This window comes from Bradyrhizobium sp. SOJA106, assembly GCF_059448745.1.
In genome coordinates this window covers 7658456-7678981 of sequence record NZ_CM182549.1, presented here as the reverse complement: position 1 = coordinate 7678981, position 20526 = coordinate 7658456, and the positions used below count along the sequence as shown (strand labels likewise).

Sequence of the window (20526 nt, the reverse complement as noted above, 5' to 3'; positions counted from 1 at the left end):
AGTGAAAGGGCAGCCGGCCATGAACTTCGACTTCTCCGACGACCAGAAGCAGCTTCGCGATCAGGCGCGCAAATTCCTTGCCGAAAAATGCTCGCCGAAGGCCGTGCGAGTCGTGCTCGACGGCAAGGCGCCCTACGACAAGGAGCTGTGGAAGGGGCTCGCCGAGATGGGTTTTCTCGGCGTCGCGATCCCCGAGGAATTCGGCGGCGCGGGCGCCGGTCATCTCGAGCTCTGCGTGATCGCGGAGGAAATGGGGCGGGCGAATGCGCCGGTGCCGTTCTCTTCGACCGTGTACCTTGCCGCTGAAGCGCTGCTGATCGCCGGCAACGACGCGCAAAAGAAGGAGTGGCTGCCCGCGATCGCCTCGGGCGACGCGATCGGCACGCTGGCGCTGTTCGAGGGTAAAGGCAATCCGGCGCCGAAGAACGTCAAGCTGACGGCCGCGAACGGCGTGCTCAACGGTGTCAAGAAGCCGGTGGCCGACGGCGCGATCGCCGACTTCGCGGTGGTTGCCGCGCGTACGGGATCGAGCGGGCGTGAGGGCGACATCTCGCTGTTCCTCGTCGATCTCAAGGCCAGCGGCGTCGAGGTGAAGAGCCTGACCAATCTCGATCCGACTCGCGGGCAGGCGGAGATCATTTTCAAAGACTGCAAAGCCGAACCGGTCGGTGCTGCCGGTGAAGGCTGGAGCATTTTGACTCAGCTGCTCGACCGCGCCGCGGTGCTCTGCGCCTTCGAGCAGGTCGGTGGTGCCGACCGCGCGCTGGAGATGGGCCGCGACTACGCGCTCGACCGCATCGCCTTCGGCCGCCAGATCGGCTCGTTCCAGGCGATCAAGCACATGCTCGCCGATATGTACGTCTCGGCGACGCTGGCGCGCTCCAACAGCTATTACGGCGCCTGGGCGCTCTCGACCAACGCGGCCGAGTTGCCGGAAGCCGCCGCCGCCGCGCGCATCAGCGCGACGCAGGCCTTCCAGCACTGCGCCAAGAACAACATCCAGGTTCACGGCGGCATGGGCTTCACCTGGGAGTTCGACTGCCACATGTACTACCGCCGCGCCAACGCCATGGCGTTGGGCTTGGGCAGCCTGTCCTATTGGGAAGACCAACTGATCGACCGCATGCGGAAGAAGAACGCGGCGTAGACTCCTTGTCGTCATTCCGGGGCGCGCGAAGCGCGAACCCGGGATCTCGAGATGAGTCGATAACCTCTGGATTCCCTGATGCGCAATTGCGCATCATAGTTCGATGCTTCGCATCGCGCCGGAATGACGGAAGAGAGAAAGAGACCCATGAACTTCGATGACACCCCGCAGGAGGCCCAGTTCCGCGCCACCGCGCGCGCCTGGATCGGAGCCAATGCGCCGAAGCAGTACGAGGACGAGCTGCGCAAATCTTCGCTCGGCCGCACTGTGCTCAAGAACGCTGACATTCTCGAGGTCGCAAAAGCCTGGCAGAAGAAGAAGGCCGACGCCGGCTGGGCCTGCCTGCACTGGCCGAAGGAATATGGCGGTCGTGGCGCCTCGCCGATCGAGCGCGTGATCTGGCAGCAGGAAGAGGGGCCGTTCGGCCAGCTGTCGCGCATGTTCATCATCGGTCACGGCATGTGCGGGCCGACCATGATGGCGTTTGCGCGCGAGGAGCATAAGCGCACTTATTTGCCGCCGCTTGCCTCCGGCGAAAAGGTCTGGTGTCAGCTATTCTCCGAGCCTGCCGGCGGCTCGGATGTCGCAGGGCTTCGAACGCGCGCGGAGAAGGATGGCGACGACTGGATCATCAACGGCCAGAAGATCTGGACCTCGGGCGCGCACTACTCCGATTACGGCATCCTCCTGACCCGTACCGATCCGACCGTGCCCAAGCACAAGGGCCTCACCATGTTTTTCCTCGACATGAAGAGCCCTGGCGTCGAGGTGCGGCCGATCAAGCAGGCGAGCGGCGCGTCCGACTTCAACGAGGTCTATTTCACCAATGTCCGCATTCCCGATCATCAACGCCTCGGCGAGGTCGGCGACGGCTGGAACGTCTCGCTGACCACGCTGATGAACGAGCGCAGCGCGATCGGTGCGGCCGTGTCGACCGGCTTCCCCGAGCTGTTCGAATATTGCTCCAATCTGATGCTCGACCACGGCCCGGCGATCGAGGATCGCGCGGTGCGCTCGAAACTCGCCAACTGGGCGGTGAAGGCGAGCGGGCTGAAATACACCAGCATGCGCGCGATCTCGGCGCTGTCGAAAGGCGAGCGGCCGGGGCCCGAAAACTCCATCGGCAAGTTGGTGGCGGGCTCGATGATCCAGGACGTCGCGACCTACGCACTGGATCTGCAGGGCGCCGCCGGCGTCCTCAGCGGCGAGGATGCCGAGCTCGCCGGCCGCTTCCAGGCGATGCTGCTGCGCGCGCCGGGCACCCGCGTCGAAGGCGGCACCGACGAGATCATGCGCAACATCATCGCCGAGCGGGTGCTGGGCCTGCCCGGCGACATCCGGATCGACAAGGACGTGCCGTTCAACAAGATCCCGACCAAGGGAAGGAATTAACCGTCATTCCGGGGCGGCTCGAAGGCCGAACCCGGAATCTCGAAATGAGCAACTAACCTCTGGATTCCGGGTTCGCCCTTCGGGCGCCCCGGCACGACAGGAAGAGAGAGGCCGCCATGAATTTCGACGACACCCCGCAGGAAGCCGCCTTCCGCGAGACCGCGCGCAGATGGGTCGAGGCCAATGCGCCGAAGGAGCTGCATGCCGAGCTGTCAAAATCCTCGCTCGGGCGCATCCGGCTTGCCAAGCACGACATCGTCGATGTCGGCAAGGCCTGGCAGAAGAAGAAATTCGAGGGCAATTGGGCCTGCCTGCACTGGCCGAAGGAATATGGCGGCCGTGGCGCCACGCCGATCGAGCGCGTGATCTGGCAGCAGGAAGAGGGCGTCTACGGCAAGCTGACGCAGCCGTTCCAGATCGGTGAGGGCATGTGCGGCCCGACCGTGATGGCGTTCGGCAGCGAGGAGGCCAAGCGCCGCTATTTGCCAAAACTCGCCTCAGGCGAGGAGATCTGGTGCCAGCTGTTCTCCGAGCCGTCCGCCGGCTCCGACGTCGCAGGGCTCCGCACCCGCGCGGAGAAGAAGGGCGACAATTGGGTCGTCAACGGCCAGAAGATCTGGACCTCCGGCGCGCATTATTCCGACTATGGCCTGTTGATCGCGCGCACCGACCCGAATGTGCCCAAGCACAAGGGCCTCACGATGTTCTTCCTGGACATGAAGAGTCCGGGCGTCGAGGTGCGGCCGATCAAGCAGGCCAACGGCATGCAGGAGTTCAACGAGGTCTATTTCACCGACGTCGTCATTCCGGACAGCCAGCGTCTCGGCGCCGTCGGCGAGGGCTGGAGCGTGTCGCTGACGACGCTGATGAACGAGCGCATGTCGATCGGCGCGCGGCTTGCGACCGGTGTCCCTGAGATGTTCGAGTTCTGCTCGGACCTGATGCTGGATGATGGTCTCGCGATCGATGATCCCGCCGTGCGCTCGAAGCTCGCAAGCTGGGCGGCGAAATCGAGCGGGCTGAAATACACCAGCTACCGTACGATCTCGGCCCTCTCGAAGGGCGAGCGGCCGGGGCCGGAGAATTCGATCGGCAAGCTGGTGTCGGGCATGATGCTGCAGGACATCGCGACCTACGCCATGGACTTGCAAGGCGCGGCCGGCGTCCTCACCGGCACCGACGAGGAGACGGTGCAGGGTCAGTTCCAGCAGATGCTGTTGTCCTCGCCGTCGATGCGCATTGCCGGCGGCACTGACGAGATATTGCGCAACATCATCGCGGAGCGCGTGCTGGGCCTGCCCGGCGACATCCGCGTCGACAAGGACGTGCCGTACAACAAGATCCCGACCAAGGGGCGGTGATGTTACCTCCCGCGGTACCTCATAGGGTGGGCAAAGCGAAGCGTGCTCACCATATCCAGATGCGCCGGAGTAAGTCTGTCCGTGGGCAGGGCGCGGTGCGCCTTTGCCCACCCGAGAAGAGCGCGAGCTGATCCATGGACGCACAGGTGAAACAAAACGACCGCATCGGCGTGCTCGAAGAGCTCCTCAACGAGCGCTACTCCGTCCGCGCTTTCCTCTCCAGGGAAGTCGACCGCGCCACCATCGAGCATGTCTTGACAACGGCGCAGCGTACCGCGTCCTGGTGCAACAGCCAGCCCTGGCAGGTCATCATCGCCAGCGGCGAGGCCAAGGAGCGCTTTCGCAAGGCGATCTACGCGGAGGCCTCAAAAGGCCTCGGCGACGACTACGATTTCACTCCGCCGCGCGAATATGTCGGGGTCTATCTGGAGCGCCGCCGCGAGAGCGGCTTCCAGCTCTACAACACACTCGGTATCGCCCGCGGCGACAAGATGGCTTACGCAAAGCAGGCGCTGGAAAACTACAATTTCTTCGGCGCGCCGCATGTGGCCATCATCCACACCAACGAGCCGCTCGGCATCTACGGCGCGATCGATTGCGGGGCTTATGTCTCGAACTTCATGCTGGCCGCGCAGGCGCTCGGGCTCGGCACCATTCCGCAGGCGGCGCTGGCGCGCCACTCCGGCCTGATCCGCCGCCATTTCAATCTGCCAGACGACCGCCGCGTCGTCTGCGGCATCTCGTTCGGCTACGCAGACAGCGCCCACAAGATCAACAGCTACCGCACTTCGCGCGCGAGCGTGGCGGACACGGTGACATTCGTCGAGGAATGATCGGGTGGCAATCCGCTGCGCGGACGCGCGGAAAGGCGGCCGCAGAAACGGCCGCCTTTGCAGCTGTCGATTGGTCCGATTGACGCGGGCCGCTAGCCGCCGCTGCCGCCGATCACGGCCCGCACGGTCTCGTCGGGGCCGAAATCTTCGGCACCGTCGACATAGAGCAGCGCGGCGAGCTTGGAGCGCGCGCGATTGACGCGGCTCTTGATGGTGCCGACCGCGCAGCCGCAGATCGAAGCCGCGTCCTCGTACGAGAAGCCCGAGGCGCCGACCAGGATCAAGGCTTCGCGCTGGTCCTGCGGAAGCTTGTCGAGCGCGGTGCGGAACTCCTCGAACTCGAGATGCGCGTTCTGCGATGGCTGCGTCTTCAGCGTCTTGGCGTAATTGCCCTCGGCATCCTCAACCTCGCGCCGCCGTTTGCGATAGTCGGAGCGGAACAAGTTGCGTAGGATCGTGAACAGCCACGCCGGCAGATTCGAGCCGGGCTGAAACGAGTCGATGTTGGCGAGTGCGCGCAGCAGCGTCTCCTGCACCAAATCGTCGGCGCGGTCCGCATTGCCGCTGAGCGAGATGGCGAACGCGCGCAGACTAGGCACGGCCGCCAGGATGTCGTTACGCAGGGAGTCCGTGAGAGGCATTAATCCCTCCCATTGTTGTTGTCGTTGGAGCCCCCAGCAACATTCTCATCGTGGGATCCGCCTCCCGGCGCATCAAGCTTCTTGATGAGCTCCGCGAACCGGTCGGGAACCCCTTGCCGCACGACGTCGTCGTACATGGCGCGGAGCTGATGCCCGATCCGGGACTGGATCTCCGGAGTGAGCCCTCCCTTGCCGGGGGTCGTGCTTTTGCTGGCTTGAGATTTGAGATCTTTCATGACCTGTTCCACGTTTCCCCGAGTTAAGTGACTGTAAAATAGAGAAGTTTTCTCAACCGGGAGCCGTTCCCTGGATAGGCACAATGCGACGTGAGATAAAAAGTTCCGCGCCTTGCGGAACTTTTATTGGCTTGATGCGTAAACAGCCCAGCAGGGGAACCCGGGCCCCCCGCGTATCGCCTGACCTCAGGGTTGGATCTCAAGGCTGGCCCGAAGATGAATGGAGTGGGGATGTCCCGTTCACAGCTTGTTGCTGAACACCTGCCGCTGCTGCGCCGCTACGCACGCGCCCTGACGGGCAGCCAGGCCTCCGGTGACGCCTATGTCGCAGCCATGTTGGAAGCCATGCTGGGGGATCCGTCGGTGCTCGACGAGAGTCATGGGCCGCGCGCCGGTCTGTTCCGGCTGTTCACCCAGATCTGGAATTCCGTCTCCGTCAACGATGATGCCGAGGTGACGACGCTGCCGATGCCGCCGGAGCGGCGGCTGTCGAATATCACGCCGCTGCCGCGGCAGGCCTTCCTGCTGCTCTCGCTCGAGGGATTTTCGGAAGAGGAAGTCGCCTACATCCTCGGCACCGACGTCGGCGAGACGCGGCGGCTGGCGGATGCCGCCGGACGCGAGATGGCGGCCGAGATCGCCACCGACGTACTGATCATCGAAGACGAGACCTTCATCGCCATGGACCTCGAGAGCCTGGTGAAGAATCTCGGCCACAACGTCGTCGGCGTCGCGCGCACCCATGCCGATGCGGTGGCGCTGGCCAAGAACAAGCGGCCGGGCCTGATCCTCGCCGATATCCAGCTCGCCGACGGCTCGTCGGGCCTCGACGCCGTCAACGAGCTGCTGCGCACCTTCGAGGTGCCGGTGGTGTTCATCACCGCCTACCCGGAGCGCTTCCTCACCGGCGAGCGTCCCGAGCCGGCGTTCCTGATCTCGAAGCCGTTCCAGCCGGCCATGGTCTCGGCGGTGGCAAGCCAGGCGCTGTTCTTCCAGCGCAACTCTCGCAACCGCACGCCGAAGGCGCCCGCGGCGTAAGAAGGCGCCGGCGGCTTGACAACACGCGATTTCGCAAAGTGATTTGATCCGGCGAGCTGCAAGGCACGCCGGATTTTTCATGCCCGTTGCCAGCTTGACGGGGATTGAGTTCGGCGCCCATACCTCGGCATTGATCCCTATCGGAGATGTGCTCATGGACCAGCAGCTGCTCGATCGCCTCGCCATCCGCGACCTCGTCGAGAACTGGGCGGTGTGGCGCGATGCCGGTGATTGGGAGCGCTTTGCCACGGTCTGGCACGAGGAGGGCTGGATGTCGGCGACCTGGTTTCAGGGACCGGCACGGGACTTCATGCGCGTCAGCCAGGAGGGTTTTGCCAGGGGCGTGCGCATCCTGCATTTCCTCGGCGGCAGCAGCATTGATCTCGCCGGCGAGCGCGCGATCGCTCAAACCAAGATGACGATCTCGCAGCGGGCCCTGGTCCATGACGTGCTCTGCGATGTCGTCTGCACCGGCCGCTTCTACGATTTTCTGGAGAAGCGAAAGGGCCAATGGGGCATCGTCCGCCGCCAGCCGATCTATGAGAAGGACCGCATCGACCCGGTCGATCCCGCCGCGTCCCTCCGCCTCGACCAGCAGGCGCTCGCCGCCCTGCCCGACGGCTACCGCCACCTCGCCTACATGCAGGAGCTGATCGGCTACAAGGTCAAGCGCGACATGCCCGGCCTGATCGGGCCCGAGGTCGAGAAGCTTTATTCCGAGGGGCGGGAGTGGCTGGCGGGAAGGGCCAAATAACTTGAAGCAAAAGTGAGCCCCAGACAAAAGTAAGGCGCGACTGGCATCACCACAGTCGCGCCCTACGTCGCCGGCTTATGGGGCAGGGGGGAATAGCCGGCTGCTGAGACGACTCCCGGGCACGAAAGTCGTTCCAGTCGGTTGCAAAATTTTTTGTGCCGCCTGCGGTGATTTGCGCACACGGTTAAGTGATCTTAACGGCTGAGAACTCCCGGTCCTTTCGTCGCGTTGTTCCCGCGATCGCCATGGGGCGAGGGATATTGAGCCATGTCACAGATCCAAAAGATATTTTTGGGCGCCGTCGCAATTGCCGCGACGCTCGGTGCGGTCCAGGTCGGCGCGGTGCAGCTGGCCTCCGGCCACGATCTGGCCGACCGCTGGCAGGCGGTTGCCGACAAGCCGGGCCACAACGTCAATCGCGCCAGCAAGGCCGACCGCCTCGCCGAGATCAAGCCGGCCCCGGTTCCCACCCGCACCGTGTCGATGCGGCTGAACGACCTTGCCGATACGTCGGTGCTGTTGCGGGTCCCCGCAGTGATCGAGACCGGCAATGCCAAGCCGCCGCCGGTGCTGCTCAAGGACAAGGGCCAGAAGCAGGGGCGCCCCAAGCCGACGATCGCCTGCGAGCCGATGGTCAGTTCGCTGACCGAGGTCGCAAGGCTGCTCCAGCCCGGTCGCTGCGTGACCTGATCGCGCCTGGCCGAAGGACCGGTGTTCTAGCGGCGCTCACATCCTCTTGATCCGCTCTCCGGTCGCGCTATATCCCGGCTTTCCCTTTTTGATTGACCGGGTAATCGCATGACGACGTCAGATACGGCTGTGCATACGCAGCCCTTCCAGGCCGAGGTTTCTGAGCTGTTGCACCTCATGGTGCATTCCGTCTATTCGGAGACCGACATCTTCCTGCGCGAGCTCGTCTCCAACGCATCGGACGCCTGCGACAAGCTGCGCTATGAGGCGATCGCAAGTCCCACGCTTCTGGGCGAGGGCGACGGGCTCAAGATCCGCATCATCCCCAACAAGACGGCCGGAACGCTCACGATCGCCGACAACGGCATCGGCATGGAGCGGCAGGAGCTGATCGACCATCTCGGCACCATCGCCCGCTCCGGCACCAAGGCTTTCGTGTCGAAGCTGAAGGAAGCCAAGGACGGTCTCGGCCTGATCGGCCAGTTCGGCGTCGGCTTCTATTCCGCTTTCATGGTTGCCGACAGGATCGTCGTGATCAGCCGCCGCGCCGGCGAGAGCGATGTCTGGACCTGGACGTCCTCCGGCGGCTCCGGCTTCGAGATCGCGCGGGCCGGCGACGAAGACGCGGCGCGTGTGGCGCGGGGCACCGAGATCGTCCTGCACCTGAAGGAGGACGCGAAGAAATATCTCGAGACTTACGAGATCGAACGTATCGTTAGCGCCTATTCCGACAACATCCTGTTCCCGATCGAGCTGGTGCCGGAGCAGGGCGAGCCGCGCCAGATCAATTCAGCGAGCGCGCTGTGGCAGCGCCCGAAATCCGAGCTGACGGCGGAGGACTACAAGAAGGCCTATCAGCAGATCGCCTCCGCCTTCGACGATCCCGCGATGACGCTGCACTACCGCGCCGAGGGCCGCTACTCCTACGCCGTGCTGCTGTTCGCGCCGTCGACAAAACCGTTCGACCTGTTCGAGCCGAACCGCAAGGGCCGGGTGAAGCTCTACGTTCGCCGCGTCTTCATCACCGACGACGCTGACCTTTTGCCGGGCTATCTGCGCTTCATCCGCGGCGTCGTGGACAGTGAAGATCTTCCGCTCAACATCTCGCGCGAGATGCTGCAGAACAATCCGCAGCTCGCACAGATCCGCAAGGCGGTCGCGACCCGCGTCGTGTCCGAGCTCGAAGGCCTTACCGACAAGGACCCGGAGAACTTTGCGAAGATCTGGGACGCCTTCGGCCCGGTGCTGAAGGAAGGCATTTACGAGGATTTCGAGCGCCGCGAGAAACTGCTGTCGCTGTCGCGCTTCACCACGACCTCGGGCGAGAAGCGGTCGCTGAAGCAAGTCGTTGCCGATTTCAAGCCGAACCAGACCGAGATCTACTATCTCGTCGGCGACAGCATCGAGCGGCTGAAGTCCAACCCGCGGCTGGAAGCTGCGACCGCGCGCGGCATCGAGGTGCTGCTGCTGTCCGATCCGGTCGACGCGTTCTGGACCTCGATGCCGACGGAATTCGACGGCAAGCCTTTGAAGTCGTTGAGCCAGGGCGATCTCAATCTCGACCTGATCCCGCGCGTCGACGCGGCGGACGAGGTGAAGAAGGACGACCCCGAGGCGGACGAAGCCGCCACCATCGCGGTGATCAAGGCCGCGCTCGGCGAGCGCGTCAGCGACGTCAAGGCCTCGACGCGCCTGACCAGCTCCGCCTGCTGCCTCGTCGCCGACAGCCAAGGCCCCAGCCGCGAGCTCGAGCGCATCCTCTCGCAGCAGAACCGCGGCATGCGTACCAAGCCGATTCTCGAAATCAACCTGCGCCATCCCATGGTGAGCGCGATCACCAAGGCGCAGGCCGGCTCCAAGACGGTCGATGACCTCAGCCTGCTCCTGCTCGAGCAGGCGCAAATCCTGGACGGCGAGCTGCCGGAGGACCCGGCAGCGTTTGCGGCAAGGCTGAACCGGCTGGTGCTGCAAGGGCTGGGCTGACGCCACGCATGCAGACCTCGTAGGGTGGGCAAAGCGAGCGAGGGCGGAAGCGTGCCCACCACATGCGGAGGGTGGGCACGGCGCCTTGCGCCTTTGCCCACCCGGCACTGCCTCACAGCGTCATTGCGAGGAGCGAAGCGGCGAAGCAATCCGGAAGCCCTCCGCGCAAAGAGTCTGGATGGCTTCGCTTCGCTCGCAATGACGGAATCCTGAGCGTTGTCTTTCTACTCCGCCGCATCCTTCTGCTTGCCGCTGGCTGTCTCGGCCTGCGGCTTCCCCTCCATCCAGCGTGACAGCAGGTTGGAAAAGCGGTCGAGATAGAGATAGACGACCGGCGTCGTGAACAGCGTCAGCGCCTGGCTTACCAGCAGGCCGCCGACCATGGCATAACCGAGCGGCTGGCGGATCTCGGCGCCGGTGCCGGTGCCGAGCATCAGGGGAACGCCGCCGAGCAGCGCCGCCATCGTCGTCATCATGATCGGGCGGAAGCGCAGCAGCGCGGCCTGGCGGATCGACTGCTCCGGCGTCAGATGCTGTTCGCGCTCGGCGGCGATGGCGAAGTCCACCATCATGATGCCGTTCTTCTTGACGATGCCGATCAGCAGGATAACCCCGATCAGGGCGATGAGGCTGAAGTCGAAGCCGAAGATCATCAGGATCGCGATCGCGCCGACGCCGGCCGAGGGCAGCGTGGACAGGATGGTCAGCGGGTGGATGTAGCTTTCATAGAGCACGCCCAGCACGAGATAGACCACGACCAGCGCGGCGAGGATCAGCATCGGCACAGTGCCGAGCGATTGCTGGAACGCCTGCGCGGTGCCCTGGAAGCTCGTCGACAGCGTCGGCGGCGCGCCCATGGCGCCGATGGCGCGCAGCACGGCATCGGTGGCCTGTCCCAGCGCCACGCCCTCGGCGAGGTTAAAGCTGATCGTCACCGCCGGGAACTGGCCCTGATGCGCGATCGCGAGCGGCCGCACCGGCACGTTGGTCCAGTTGCAGATCACCGAGAGCGGCACCTGCTCCCCGGTCAGCGGCGACTTGATGTAGAGCTTCTCGAGGGTCTCGAGCTGGCCCTGCAACGCCGGCGTGATCTCGAGCACCACGTGATAGCTGTTCGTCTGGGTGAAATATTGCGCGACCTGGCGCTGGCCGAAGGCGTCGTAGAGCGTGTCGTCGATCAGTTGCGGCTGGATGCCGTAGCGCGCGGCGGTGTCGCGATTGATCCTGAGCTGCAGGGTCGTGCCCTCGGTCTGCTGGTCGGTGGCGACATCGCGCAGTTGCGACAGGCTTCTCATGCCGGCCAGGATCTTCGGCGCCCATTCGTTCAGCTCGGCGAGATTGGCGTCCTGGAGCGTGAACTCGAACTGGGTGCGGGTGGCGCGCCCGCCGAGCCGCACGTCCTGCGAGGCCTGCATATAGAGGCGAGCGCCCTCGACCTCGGCGAGCTTTGGCCGCAGCCGCGCGATGATCGCTTGCGCGCTGGCGTCGCGCTCCCCGATTGGCTTCAGCGTGATATACATGCGCCCCGAGTTCAGCGCCGTGCCGCCGCCGCCGATGAACATCGCGATGGAATCGACCGCGGGGTCGGCCTGCACGAGGGCATTCAGCTCCTCCTGCCGCCGCTTCATCTCGGCGAAGGAGATGTCCTGGGGCATCTCGGATACCGCGGTGAGAAAGCCGTTGTCCTGCTGCGGGAAGAAGCCCTTGGGGATCATGACGAACAGCACGGCCGAGAGCGCGACGGTGCCGAAGAAGATGAGAAGCGTGACGAAACTGTGTTTCAGCGCGAGGTCCAGTCCGCGCTCGTAGGCGCCGAGCAGGCCCTCGAACATCCGCTCGCTCCACTGGTAGAAGCGGCCGCGCCGCGCCTCGTGGTCGGCGCGCAGGAAACGCGAGGCCATCATCGGGGTCAGGGTCAGCGACACCACCAGCGAGACGAAGATCGCCATCGAAAGCGTCACCGCGAATTCGCGGAATAGCCGGCCGATGATGCCGCCCATCAGCAGCAGCGGGATCAGCACCGCAACCAGCGAGATGCTGATCGAGACGATAGTGAACCCGATCTCGGCCGCCCCCTTGTACGCCGCGGCGAGTGGGCTCTCGCCCCGCTCGACATAACGTGTGATGTTCTCCAGCATCACGATGGCGTCGTCGACGACGAAGCCGACGGCGATGGTCAATGCCATCAGCGAGAGATTGTCCAGCGAATAGCCGAACACCCACATCAGCGAGCAGGCCCCGAGCAGCGCCAGCGGCACGGTGATGCTTGGGATGATCGTGGCCCAGAAGCTGCGCAGAAAGACGAAGATCACCATCACCACCAGCGCAATGGTGATCATCAGCGTGATCTGCACCTCCTCGACCGCGGCGCGGATGGTGATGGTACGGTCGCTGATGATCTTAATCTTGATCGCGGGCGGGATCGCCGCGATCAGCCGCGGCAGCTTCTCCTTGATGCGGTCGACCGTCTCGATGACGTTGGCGCCCGGCTGCTTGAAGATGACCAGGAACACGCCGCGCTTGCCGTCGGCCCACGCCGCGGTCTTCATGTCTTCCGGCCCCGAAACGGCCTCGCCGATGTCGCGGATCCGCAACGGCGCCCCGTTGCGATAGGCGACGATGATGTCCTTCCAGTGCGCCGCCTCGAGCAACTGGTCGTTGGCGTAGATGGTGTAGGAGCGCCGCGTGCCGTCGATATTGCCCTTCGGGCTGTCGGCGGTGGCGATCGCGATCTGGCTGCGCACGTCCTCGAGCGACAATCCCTTAGCGACGAGCTTGGCCGGATCGATCTGGATGCGCACCGAGGGTTTTTGCTGGCCGCCGACGAACACCTGCGCGACGCCCGGTATCTGGCTGATCTGCTGGGCGAGCTGGGCATCGGTGCGGTCGCTGACCGTGGTCAGCGGCAGCGTGTCGGACGTCGCCGACAGGATCATGATCGGGGAGTCCGCCGGATTGACCTTGCGATAGGTCGGCGGCGAGGGCAGGTTTTTCGGCAGTTGTCCGCTCGCCGCGTTGATTGCGGCCTGCACGTCGTTGGCGGCGGCATCGATCAGGCGGTTGAGATCGAATTGGATGGTGATCGAGGCCGAGCCGAGCGAGCTCGTTGACGTCATCTGCGAGATACCGGGGATCTGGGCGAGCTGGCGCTCGAGCGGCTGCGCCACGGAGGAGGCCATGGTCTCCGGACTGCCGCCGGGCAGCGACGCGGAAACCTGGATGGTCGGAAAGTCGACCTGGGGCAGCGGTGCGACCGGCAGCAGCGGATAGGCGACGAGGCCTACGAACAGGATGCCCGCCATCAGCAATGAAGTGCCGATCGGGTAGCGGATGAACGGAGACGAGAAGCTCTCTTGCATGCCCTGGGACCAGAGGGCCAGCGCATCTTCTCCCCCGCTCATGGCGGAGCCGCGCCCGAAAGAGCCCGAGCGCGAATGTGCGTTTCCTTCAGCCCATTTGTTTGTTGATGCCCTGGAACGTCGTCGGTCCGGGGCCGGCCTTGTGCTCGAAAGACTAGTCCGTTTGCGCCAGCGTGCGAACGGATTCCTGCGCGGGATGCTTGCAACCTTTGTCGCAGGAGATCTGCGGCGAGTTATGCGCTCCGTGCAGGCCGAAAACGCCGCATCTTCCCGTTTTCACAGGTTGCGGCGCCGTGTCTCATCCGTTTCGCCGCGCGTCACAAGCGGGAGAGGTATGAACAGGAACAATCGCTTGTTGCGCGCCGTTGTGCCATATCGAAATGGCATACCGCGTGCCGTTGTTACCGATTCGAGGAAATGTCCGATGCGCCTGCCGATCTTGACCCTGACCGCGATTTCCTCGCTGTTTGCCGCGGCGGACGCCAGCGCACAGACCTATGATCCGCGCTACCCGGTGTGCATGCACGTCTATACGCCAGGCGGCTTCGCTGGCGGCGGCGGCGACTATTTCGACTGCTCCTTCACCTCGCTGCCGCAGTGCCGCGCCACGGCGTCCGGCCGCTCGGCAAGCTGCGACCTCAATCCCTACTATGCCTTCGACGAACTGCCGCCGCCTCCGCGCAAGCGTCACAGGAAACAGTACTAGCGATCCGCGATGCGGATTGGAGAGATGCTTGTCATGCGCAGCTCATTCGGTCTGATGGTGATCGTCGGTGCATTGATCGCGGCTGCGCCGGCGCAGGCGCAGACGTTCGATCCCCGCTTCCCGATCTGCATGCACGTCTATTCCGGCGCGAACGGCGGTGGTGGGGAATGGTACGACTGTTCCTTCATCTCGCTGCCGCAGTGCCGCGCCACGGCCTCAGGCCGTCCCGCGACCTGCGATCTCAATCCGTACTATCCGGTCAACGCTCCGCTGCCCCGCGCGCGCTACAGGCGCGGCGGCTAGCTCCGCACGATCACCGCTCGCCCGGCCACCAATTCGAGCGCGGTTCTTTTGCGGAAATTTTTGTGGTGCGGAGCGCGACCAGATGGCTGCGCTTGTAGGGGCGCCCCGCAAGCTCCGAGCAGTGGCGGCAGCGCATGGCCCGCTCAAGCTCGTGGATCGGTGTCGACTTCCTCCGCCTGATGATGTCGAGCGCCACCGTCTGATGCGTCTCGCAGCCCAGGCACTTGACCTCGAGATAGCAGTAGCCCGCGTTGAGCGCGTCGCCCAGCGTCGGCGATGGCTGTGCGGGACCCCGGAACCCCAGCATCCGCTGATTCCAGGCCTCGCAGGCGAGGCGATCGGCCTCTTTACGCACGTCGGCCGCGCGCTCGGCCGCCGCCCGGACGGACGCACCATAAATTCGCTCGCGGGATTTGGTCGTCATGACGCGGCAACATGCCCGCGCTCGGGATATTTCGGCAAGCCGCTAGGAATAGTGGGTGTGGACGGTGTGGACGCAATCCGCGTTCCGCGCCGCTACTCCTTCTTGATCCCCGACAATTCCACAACCTTGCGCCAGCGCTCCGTCTCCGCGCTCAGCATGCTGCCGAACTCGCGGGCGTTGCCGTGCAGCGGGATCGCGCCGAGCTCGGCGATGCGGGCCTTGATCTCGGTGTCGGACAGCGCGGTGTCGATCTCGCGATTGAGCAGATCGACGATCTCGCGCGGCGTGTTGCTGGGAGCACCGACGCCGTAGAACGATGAGGTCTCGTAGCCGGGTAAGGTGTCCGCAATCGGCGGCACGTCGGGCAGGGTCTCCGAACGTTGGCGCGTGGTGACGCCGAGCGCGCGCAGCTTGCCGGCGCGCACCAGTTCGAACGACGAGGTGACGTTGTCGAACATGCCCTGGATCTGGCCGCTCATCACGTCGGTGAGGCCCGGCGCCGAGCCGCGATAGGGCACATGGGTGAACTGCATGCTGGCCATCGACTTGAACAGCTCGCCGGACAGATGCAGCGAGGTCCCGATGCCGGACGAGGCAATCGACATCTTGCCCGGGTTGGCTTTGGCATAGGCGATGAAGTCGGCGACATTCTTCACCGGCAGGTCGTTGTTGACGACCAGCACCAGCGGGATCCGTGCGAGCCCGGCGACCGGCGCGATGGCCTTGGCGAAATCGTAGGGTAGCGAGGGATCGAACGAGGCGTTGATCGCGTTCGCAGTCGAGGTCAGCAGCAGCGTGTAGCCGTCGGGCGCCGACGTGATCACGGCCTGCGTCCCGATATTGCTGCCGGCGCCCGGCTTGTTCTCGACCACAAAGGTCTGGCCGAGCCGGTCGGACAGGCGCTGACAGAGCAGCCGGGAGAGCACGTCGGTCGCGCCCCCAGGCGCATAGGGCACCACCCATTTCACGCTGCGTGAAGGATAAGGGGGGTTGCCGGTCGCGAAGGTGCGCGGCGCGGCCAGCGTGGCGACGGTGCAGGCGGCGGTCTGAAGGAAATGTCGTCTGGTGATCACCATCGTGCCCAGTTCGGTTCGCTTGCAACCAAGGAGAGGGGACGCGCGCAGCGTGCCCGAATTGACTGGATTTGCTATCGCAATAATTGCGCCACGGTGCACCCCGATCCTGCCGGCTTGGTAAAGGATGACTGGAGTTAATCGCGCACTAACCGGCTTTTACCTTCTCTCTTAACACCTGGGCAGGGCGCGCCGGCTAAGCTGCCGCTACCTGCAGATACGTTCCGAGAGAATGAACGGCATGACTACCGGCGTCATCGAGCAACCAAAAGCCGCACGTGCGCCTTCGGCTTCAAGGATCTGGCTGAAGGCCATTGAGCTCACGGCGCGCATCGAGACGCTGCCGGGCCGCCTGTTTGCCGACGTCGTCGACGATTGGGCGCAGCGCCAGCCGGACCGCATTGCGCTGGTCGCCGACGAGACAACACTCGATTACGACGGCCTGTCGAAGCGGGTCAATCGCTATGCGCGCTGGGCGCGCTCGGTCGGCGTCGCCAAGAACGATACGGTTGCCCTGATCATGCCGAACGGCATCGACTATGTCGCGGCCTGGCTCGGCATCAGCCGGGTCGGCGGCGTGGTGGCGCTGATCAACACCAAGCTGGTCGGACAGTCGCTCGCGCATTGCATCGACGTCGCAAAGCCCTTGCATATCATCGTCGCGCATGAGCTGGCAGAAATGCTGGACGGCGCAGCGCCGCATTTGAAGGGGCAGGCAAAAGTCTGGACCCATGGCGATGCCCGCAGCGAGCGCGCCATCGACGTCGCGCTCGCTGCGCTCGACGATGCGCCGCTCTCGCCGGACGAGCACGGCGACGTCACGATCGACGACCGCGCGCTGCTGATCTACACGTCCGGCACCACAGGGCTGCCCAAGGCCGCCAGCATCAGCCATCGCCGCATCCTCAACTGGGGTTTCTGGTTCGCCGGCCTCGCCGGCGCCACGCCGCAGGACCGGCTCTATGACTGCCTGCCGCTGTTCCATTCGGTCGGCGGCGTCGTCGCGCCATGCAGCATGCTCGCCGCCGGCGGCTCGGTGGTGATCGCGGACAAATTCTCCGCCTCGCATTTCTGGCCCGACATCGTGCGGCACGACTGCACGCTGTTCCAGTATATCGGCGAGCTCTGCCGCTATCTGCTGAAATCGCCGCCGTCGGAATACGAGAACCGCCATCGGCTGCGGCTCGTCTGCGGCAACGGTTTGCGCGGCGACATCTGGGAAGATTTTCAGGCGCGCTTCGCCATTCCGCGCATCCTCGAATTCTATGCGGCCACGGAAGGCAATTTCTCGCTGTTCAACGTCGAGGGCCAGCCCGGCGCGATCGGCCGCATCCCGCCGCTGCTCGCGCACCGGTTTCCGGCGAGCCTGGTCAAGCTCGATCCCGATGGCTGTGCACCGCTGCGCAATGACGAGGGCTTTTGCATCGCCTGCGTCCGTGGCGAAGCCGGCGAAGCCATCGGCCGCATCGGCACGGCCGACGAAGGCGGTGGCCGTTTCGAGGGCTATACCGATGCCGGCGAGACCGAGAAGAAGATACTTCGCGACGTGTTCGTCAAGGGCGATGCCTGGTTCCGGACTGGCGATCTGATGCGGCTTGACGACAAGGGCTTTTTCCATTTCGTCGATCGCATCGGCGATACCTTCCGCTGGAAGGGCGAGAACGTCGCTACCTCCGAGGTGAACGACGCTGTGCGCGATTTTACCGGGGTGATCGATGCCACCACCTATGGCGTCAGCATCCCCGGCACCGACGGCCGCGCCGGCATGAGCGCGATCGTTGTCAACGAGGGCTTTGACATCGCCGCGCTGCCGGCTCATCTCGCCGCGCGCCTGCCGGCTTACGCCCGCCCGGTCTTCGTCCGCATCTCGCGCGAGCTCGATGCGACCGAGACCTTCAAGCAGAAGAAGGGCGAGCTGGCGCGGCAGGGCTTTGATCCGGCAGCGATCTCCGATCCGCTGTTCATGCTCGATCCGAAATCCGGCGCCTATGTCGCGCTCGAGTCAGGGGTGTTTACCAAGATTATCGACGGCACGATCAGGCTCTAGCGCCGCGGAAATCGCTAGGTAGGTCCAATTTTATCTGAATTGTCCAAGAAGCCATTTACCTCTGTCGGGTAAACAGACGGTCATGGGGAGGCGGTCATCAAGAGCCGCCGTAACATCGAAATCAATAAGAGCGAGCCAGCCATGTCGGTACGGTCCAAGGTCATTGAGGCGATCCAGCAGATCGCCAAAGAGCAACACGTGACGCTTCCTGCCCTCTCGGACGATCTGTCCCTGCATGAGACGGGCTTCGACTCGCTCGCCTTCGCCATTCTGGTGGCGCGCCTCGAAGACGAGATCGGCGTCGATCCCTTCACCATTTCCGAGGACGCAGCGTTCCCCGCCACAGTGGGCGATTTCGTGCGGGCCTACGAAAATGTCCCCGCGTGAGATCTTTGCGCTTCGCGACCATCTCGGCCCGGAGTTGACCGGCCGCACGCTGTCGGACGCGCACCATATGGTGTCGCTGACGGATATTCTCTCGCAGACGGTCCTCGGCGGCCGTCTGCACGAATTGTCCGGCCGTGCGGTGCTACTGAAACTCTCCGACCAGCTCCGGTCGGGGCTTGCCATGATCGAGCTCGACGGCGTCGCACGTCGCATGCTGCTGTGCCCGCCCGATCTCAATCCGGCGCATCTCGACGCGCTGATCGCCGATGCCGGCATCGATGCCGTCGTCACCGACGAGCCCGATCGCTGGACGGATGCCGGCGTGTCGCTGGTCGTCACCGCACAATTGCCGCTTCAGGCCACCATACCTGCCAGGACCGAGCGCGCCACCGAATGGCTGATGCTGACGTCGGGCACCTCGGGCGTGCCGAAAATCGTCGGCCACACGCTGGAGGCGCTCACCGGCGCCATCGTCGCCGAAGGTCCCGCGAAGGGGCCTGCACCAGTGTGGGCGACGTTCTACGACATCCGCCGCTATGGCGGCCTGCAGATCTTCCTCCGCGCCATTCTGTCCGGCGGCTCCATGGTGCTGTGCGATCCGCATGAGGCGCTCGGCGATCACGTCGCGCGGCTGAACGCGCGCGGCGTCTCGCACATCTCCGGCACGCCCTCGCACTGGCGCAAGCTCTTGATGAGCGGCGCGGCTGCCCAATTCGCCCCGCACTATGTCCGCCTCTCCGGGGAGATCGCCGACCAGGCGGTGCTCGACGGCCTCAAGGCGGCCTTCCCAAATTCCTCCGTCGGCCATGCCTATGCCTCGACCGAGGCTGGCGTCGGCTTCGCGGTCAATGACGGGCTTGAAGGCTTTCCAGCCGACTATCTCGGCAACCGCAACGGCGTCGAGATGAAGGTCGTCGACGGCTCGCTGCGGATTCGCTCGACGCGCACGGCGCATGCTTATGTCGGCCGCAGCGCCGCCGCGCTCACCGACGCGGACGGCTTCGTCGACAGCGGCGACATCGTCGAATTGCGTGGCGACCGCTATTATTTCGTCGGCCGCCGCGGCGGCATCATCAATATCGGCGGGCTGAAGGTCCACCCCGAGGAAATCGAGGCGGTGATCAACCGTCACCCTGACGTGCGGATGTCGCGGGCGAAGTCGCGGCGCAGCCCAATTACCGGCGGCATCGTCGTCGCCGACGTGATCCTCGCTGAAGGCACCGACCAGGCGCGGGTGAAGGAAATCCGCGACCAGATCCTGGAGCAGTGCCGCGCGCAGCTCGCGTCCCACAAGGTGCCGGCGGTGATCCGCTTCGTCGAGGCGCTCGACGTCACGCCGGCCGGCAAACTGGCGCGCACCGATGCATAATGTCCTCGTCACAGGCGGCAGCCGCGGCATTGGGCTAGCGATCGGCAAGCGCCTCGCCGGTGCCGGCTTCAACGTGATCGCGGCTGCGCGGCGCGAGAGCGACGAGCTCAAGGCGGCGGTCGCGGAGTCCGAAGGACGCCTGCATTTCCGCGCCTGCGATCTCGCCGTGATCGATGCGATCCCCGCTTTCGCAAAGCTCGTGCGCGACGAGTTCGGCCCGACCTTCGGCCTCGTCAACAATGCTGGCCTCGGCACCGAAGGCCTGCTCGCGACCATGCACAATTCGGAGATCGAGGCGCTGGTGCAGCTCAATGTGCTGTCGCCGATCATCCTCACCAAATATGTCGCGCGGCAGATGATGGCCGATGGCGCCGGTCGCATCATCAACATCTCCTCGATCATCGCGACGACAGGCTATAATGGCCTCTCCGTCTATGGCGCGACCAAGGCGGCTGCGACCGGCTTCACCCGCTCGCTCGCGCGTGAGGTTGGCAAGCTCGGCATCACCGTGAATGCGATCGCGCCCGGCTTCATCGACACCGAGCTCACCCACAATCTTTCCGACGAAGGCCGCAAGCGCATCGCCGGCCGCAGCGCGTTGCGCCGCCTGCCTGAGACGGACGACGTCGCGCGCATGGTGGAATATTTGCTCGGCGAGGGTGGCCGCAACGTGACCGGCACCGTGTTCACGATCGATGCGGGCAACACGGCATAAAGGAACCCGTCTGCCACAATTGAGTTGATCCGGCGCAATGACATCCAGCCGGATTTGGTCGTAAGATG

General features: G+C 64.6%; 19 protein-coding genes. 14 read left to right on the top strand and 5 right to left on the bottom strand.

Going from position 1 to position 20526, the window contains the following annotated elements:
• Window positions 1–19: 19 nt before the first annotated feature.
• The 4 genes from AC5V87_RS36210 to AC5V87_RS36195 all read left to right on the top strand — a co-directional run bounded on the left by AC5V87_RS36210 (window position 20) and on the right by AC5V87_RS36195 (window position 4733).
• Window positions 20–1147, top strand: a complete 1128-nt coding sequence (locus AC5V87_RS36210) for an acyl-CoA dehydrogenase family protein (RefSeq protein WP_495372002.1) — start codon at window positions 20–22, stop codon at window positions 1145–1147.
• Window positions 1148–1294: 147 nt separating this feature from the next.
• Window positions 1295–2539 carry an acyl-CoA dehydrogenase gene (locus AC5V87_RS36205; RefSeq protein ID WP_495369316.1) on the top strand — a complete coding sequence of 415 codons (1245 nt, stop codon included), beginning with the start codon at window positions 1295–1297 and terminating at the stop codon, window positions 2537–2539.
• Between the two features lie 116 nt (window positions 2540–2655).
• Window positions 2656–3900 carry an acyl-CoA dehydrogenase gene (locus AC5V87_RS36200; RefSeq protein ID WP_495369315.1) on the top strand — a complete coding sequence of 415 codons (1245 nt, stop codon included), beginning with the start codon at window positions 2656–2658 and terminating at the stop codon, window positions 3898–3900.
• Window positions 3901–4034: 134 nt separating this feature from the next.
• Window positions 4035–4733, top strand: coding sequence for a nitroreductase (locus AC5V87_RS36195; RefSeq protein WP_495369314.1), 699 nt, complete (start codon window positions 4035–4037; stop codon window positions 4731–4733).
• Between the two features lie 92 nt (window positions 4734–4825).
• Here the strand turns inward: AC5V87_RS36195 and AC5V87_RS36190 are convergent, their stop codons facing one another.
• On the bottom strand, window positions 4826–5374 hold the full coding sequence (locus AC5V87_RS36190) for a sigma-70 family RNA polymerase sigma factor (protein WP_018316216.1): 549 nt from the start codon (window positions 5372–5374) through the stop codon (window positions 4826–4828).
• Entirely contained in the window at window positions 5374–5610 is a 237-nt protein-coding gene (locus AC5V87_RS36185) for a NepR family anti-sigma factor (protein WP_235541012.1), read from the bottom strand. Before AC5V87_RS36185 ends, AC5V87_RS36190 begins: the two co-directional genes overlap by 1 nt.
• A 231-nt stretch (window positions 5611–5841) precedes the next feature.
• Between AC5V87_RS36185 and AC5V87_RS36180 the strand changes: the two genes are divergently transcribed.
• The 4 genes from AC5V87_RS36180 (at window position 5842) to htpG (ending at window position 10075) form a co-directional block, all read left to right on the top strand.
• On the top strand, window positions 5842–6648 hold the full coding sequence (locus tag AC5V87_RS36180) for a response regulator (protein WP_027562863.1): 807 nt from the start codon (window positions 5842–5844) through the stop codon (window positions 6646–6648).
• Between the two features lie 154 nt (window positions 6649–6802).
• On the top strand, window positions 6803–7402 hold the full coding sequence (locus AC5V87_RS36175) for a nuclear transport factor 2 family protein (RefSeq protein WP_456842392.1): 600 nt from the start codon (window positions 6803–6805) through the stop codon (window positions 7400–7402).
• 267 nt (window positions 7403–7669) lie between these two features.
• Window positions 7670–8092 carry a hypothetical protein gene (locus tag AC5V87_RS36170; RefSeq protein WP_456842393.1) on the top strand — a complete coding sequence of 141 codons (423 nt, stop codon included), beginning with the start codon at window positions 7670–7672 and terminating at the stop codon, window positions 8090–8092.
• A 108-nt stretch (window positions 8093–8200) separates the two neighbouring features.
• The gene (htpG, locus tag AC5V87_RS36165; protein WP_495369313.1) at window positions 8201–10075 is read left to right on the top strand and encodes a molecular chaperone HtpG; all 1875 of its coding nucleotides are present in this window, start codon (window positions 8201–8203) and stop codon (window positions 10073–10075) included.
• Between the two features lie 224 nt (window positions 10076–10299).
• Here the strand turns inward: htpG and AC5V87_RS36160 are convergent, their stop codons facing one another.
• On the bottom strand, window positions 10300–13434 hold the full coding sequence (locus tag AC5V87_RS36160; protein ID WP_495372001.1) for a multidrug efflux RND transporter permease subunit: 3135 nt from the start codon (window positions 13432–13434) through the stop codon (window positions 10300–10302).
• A 424-nt stretch (window positions 13435–13858) separates the two neighbouring features.
• Between AC5V87_RS36160 and AC5V87_RS36155 the strand changes: the two genes are divergently transcribed.
• Window positions 13859–14140, top strand: coding sequence for a DUF3551 domain-containing protein (locus tag AC5V87_RS36155; protein WP_495369312.1), 282 nt, complete (start codon window positions 13859–13861; stop codon window positions 14138–14140).
• 33 nt (window positions 14141–14173) lie between these two features.
• On the top strand, window positions 14174–14443 hold the full coding sequence (locus tag AC5V87_RS36150; protein WP_456842396.1) for a DUF3551 domain-containing protein: 270 nt from the start codon (window positions 14174–14176) through the stop codon (window positions 14441–14443).
• Window positions 14444–14453: 10 nt separating this feature from the next.
• Here AC5V87_RS36150 and AC5V87_RS36145 read toward each other — a convergent pair whose 3' ends face one another.
• Together AC5V87_RS36145 and AC5V87_RS36140 are read right to left on the bottom strand one after the other, a co-directional pair.
• Complete coding sequence (locus tag AC5V87_RS36145; protein WP_495369311.1) at window positions 14454–14867, bottom strand: hypothetical protein; 414 nt, start codon at window positions 14865–14867, stop codon at window positions 14454–14456.
• Window positions 14868–14959: 92 nt separating this feature from the next.
• Window positions 14960–15940, bottom strand: a complete 981-nt coding sequence (locus AC5V87_RS36140) for a Bug family tripartite tricarboxylate transporter substrate binding protein (protein WP_495372000.1) — start codon at window positions 15938–15940, stop codon at window positions 14960–14962.
• Window positions 15941–16172: 232 nt separating this feature from the next.
• Between AC5V87_RS36140 and AC5V87_RS36135 the strand changes: the two genes are divergently transcribed.
• The 4 genes from AC5V87_RS36135 to AC5V87_RS36120 all read left to right on the top strand — a co-directional run bounded on the left by AC5V87_RS36135 (window position 16173) and on the right by AC5V87_RS36120 (window position 20458).
• The gene (locus AC5V87_RS36135; protein ID WP_495369310.1) at window positions 16173–17987 is read left to right on the top strand and encodes a long-chain-acyl-CoA synthetase; all 1815 of its coding nucleotides are present in this window, start codon (window positions 16173–16175) and stop codon (window positions 17985–17987) included.
• Window positions 17988–18128: 141 nt separating this feature from the next.
• On the top strand, window positions 18129–18374 hold the full coding sequence (locus AC5V87_RS36130; RefSeq protein ID WP_370137778.1) for an acyl carrier protein: 246 nt from the start codon (window positions 18129–18131) through the stop codon (window positions 18372–18374).
• Window positions 18361–19743 carry a class I adenylate-forming enzyme family protein gene (locus AC5V87_RS36125; RefSeq protein WP_495369309.1) on the top strand — a complete coding sequence of 461 codons (1383 nt, stop codon included), beginning with the start codon at window positions 18361–18363 and terminating at the stop codon, window positions 19741–19743. The genes AC5V87_RS36130 and AC5V87_RS36125 overlap by 14 nt, the downstream gene beginning before the upstream one ends.
• Complete coding sequence (locus AC5V87_RS36120) at window positions 19736–20458, top strand: SDR family NAD(P)-dependent oxidoreductase (RefSeq protein WP_456842400.1); 723 nt, start codon at window positions 19736–19738, stop codon at window positions 20456–20458. The genes AC5V87_RS36125 and AC5V87_RS36120 overlap by 8 nt, the downstream gene beginning before the upstream one ends.
• The last annotated feature ends 68 nt before the right edge of the window (window positions 20459–20526 follow it).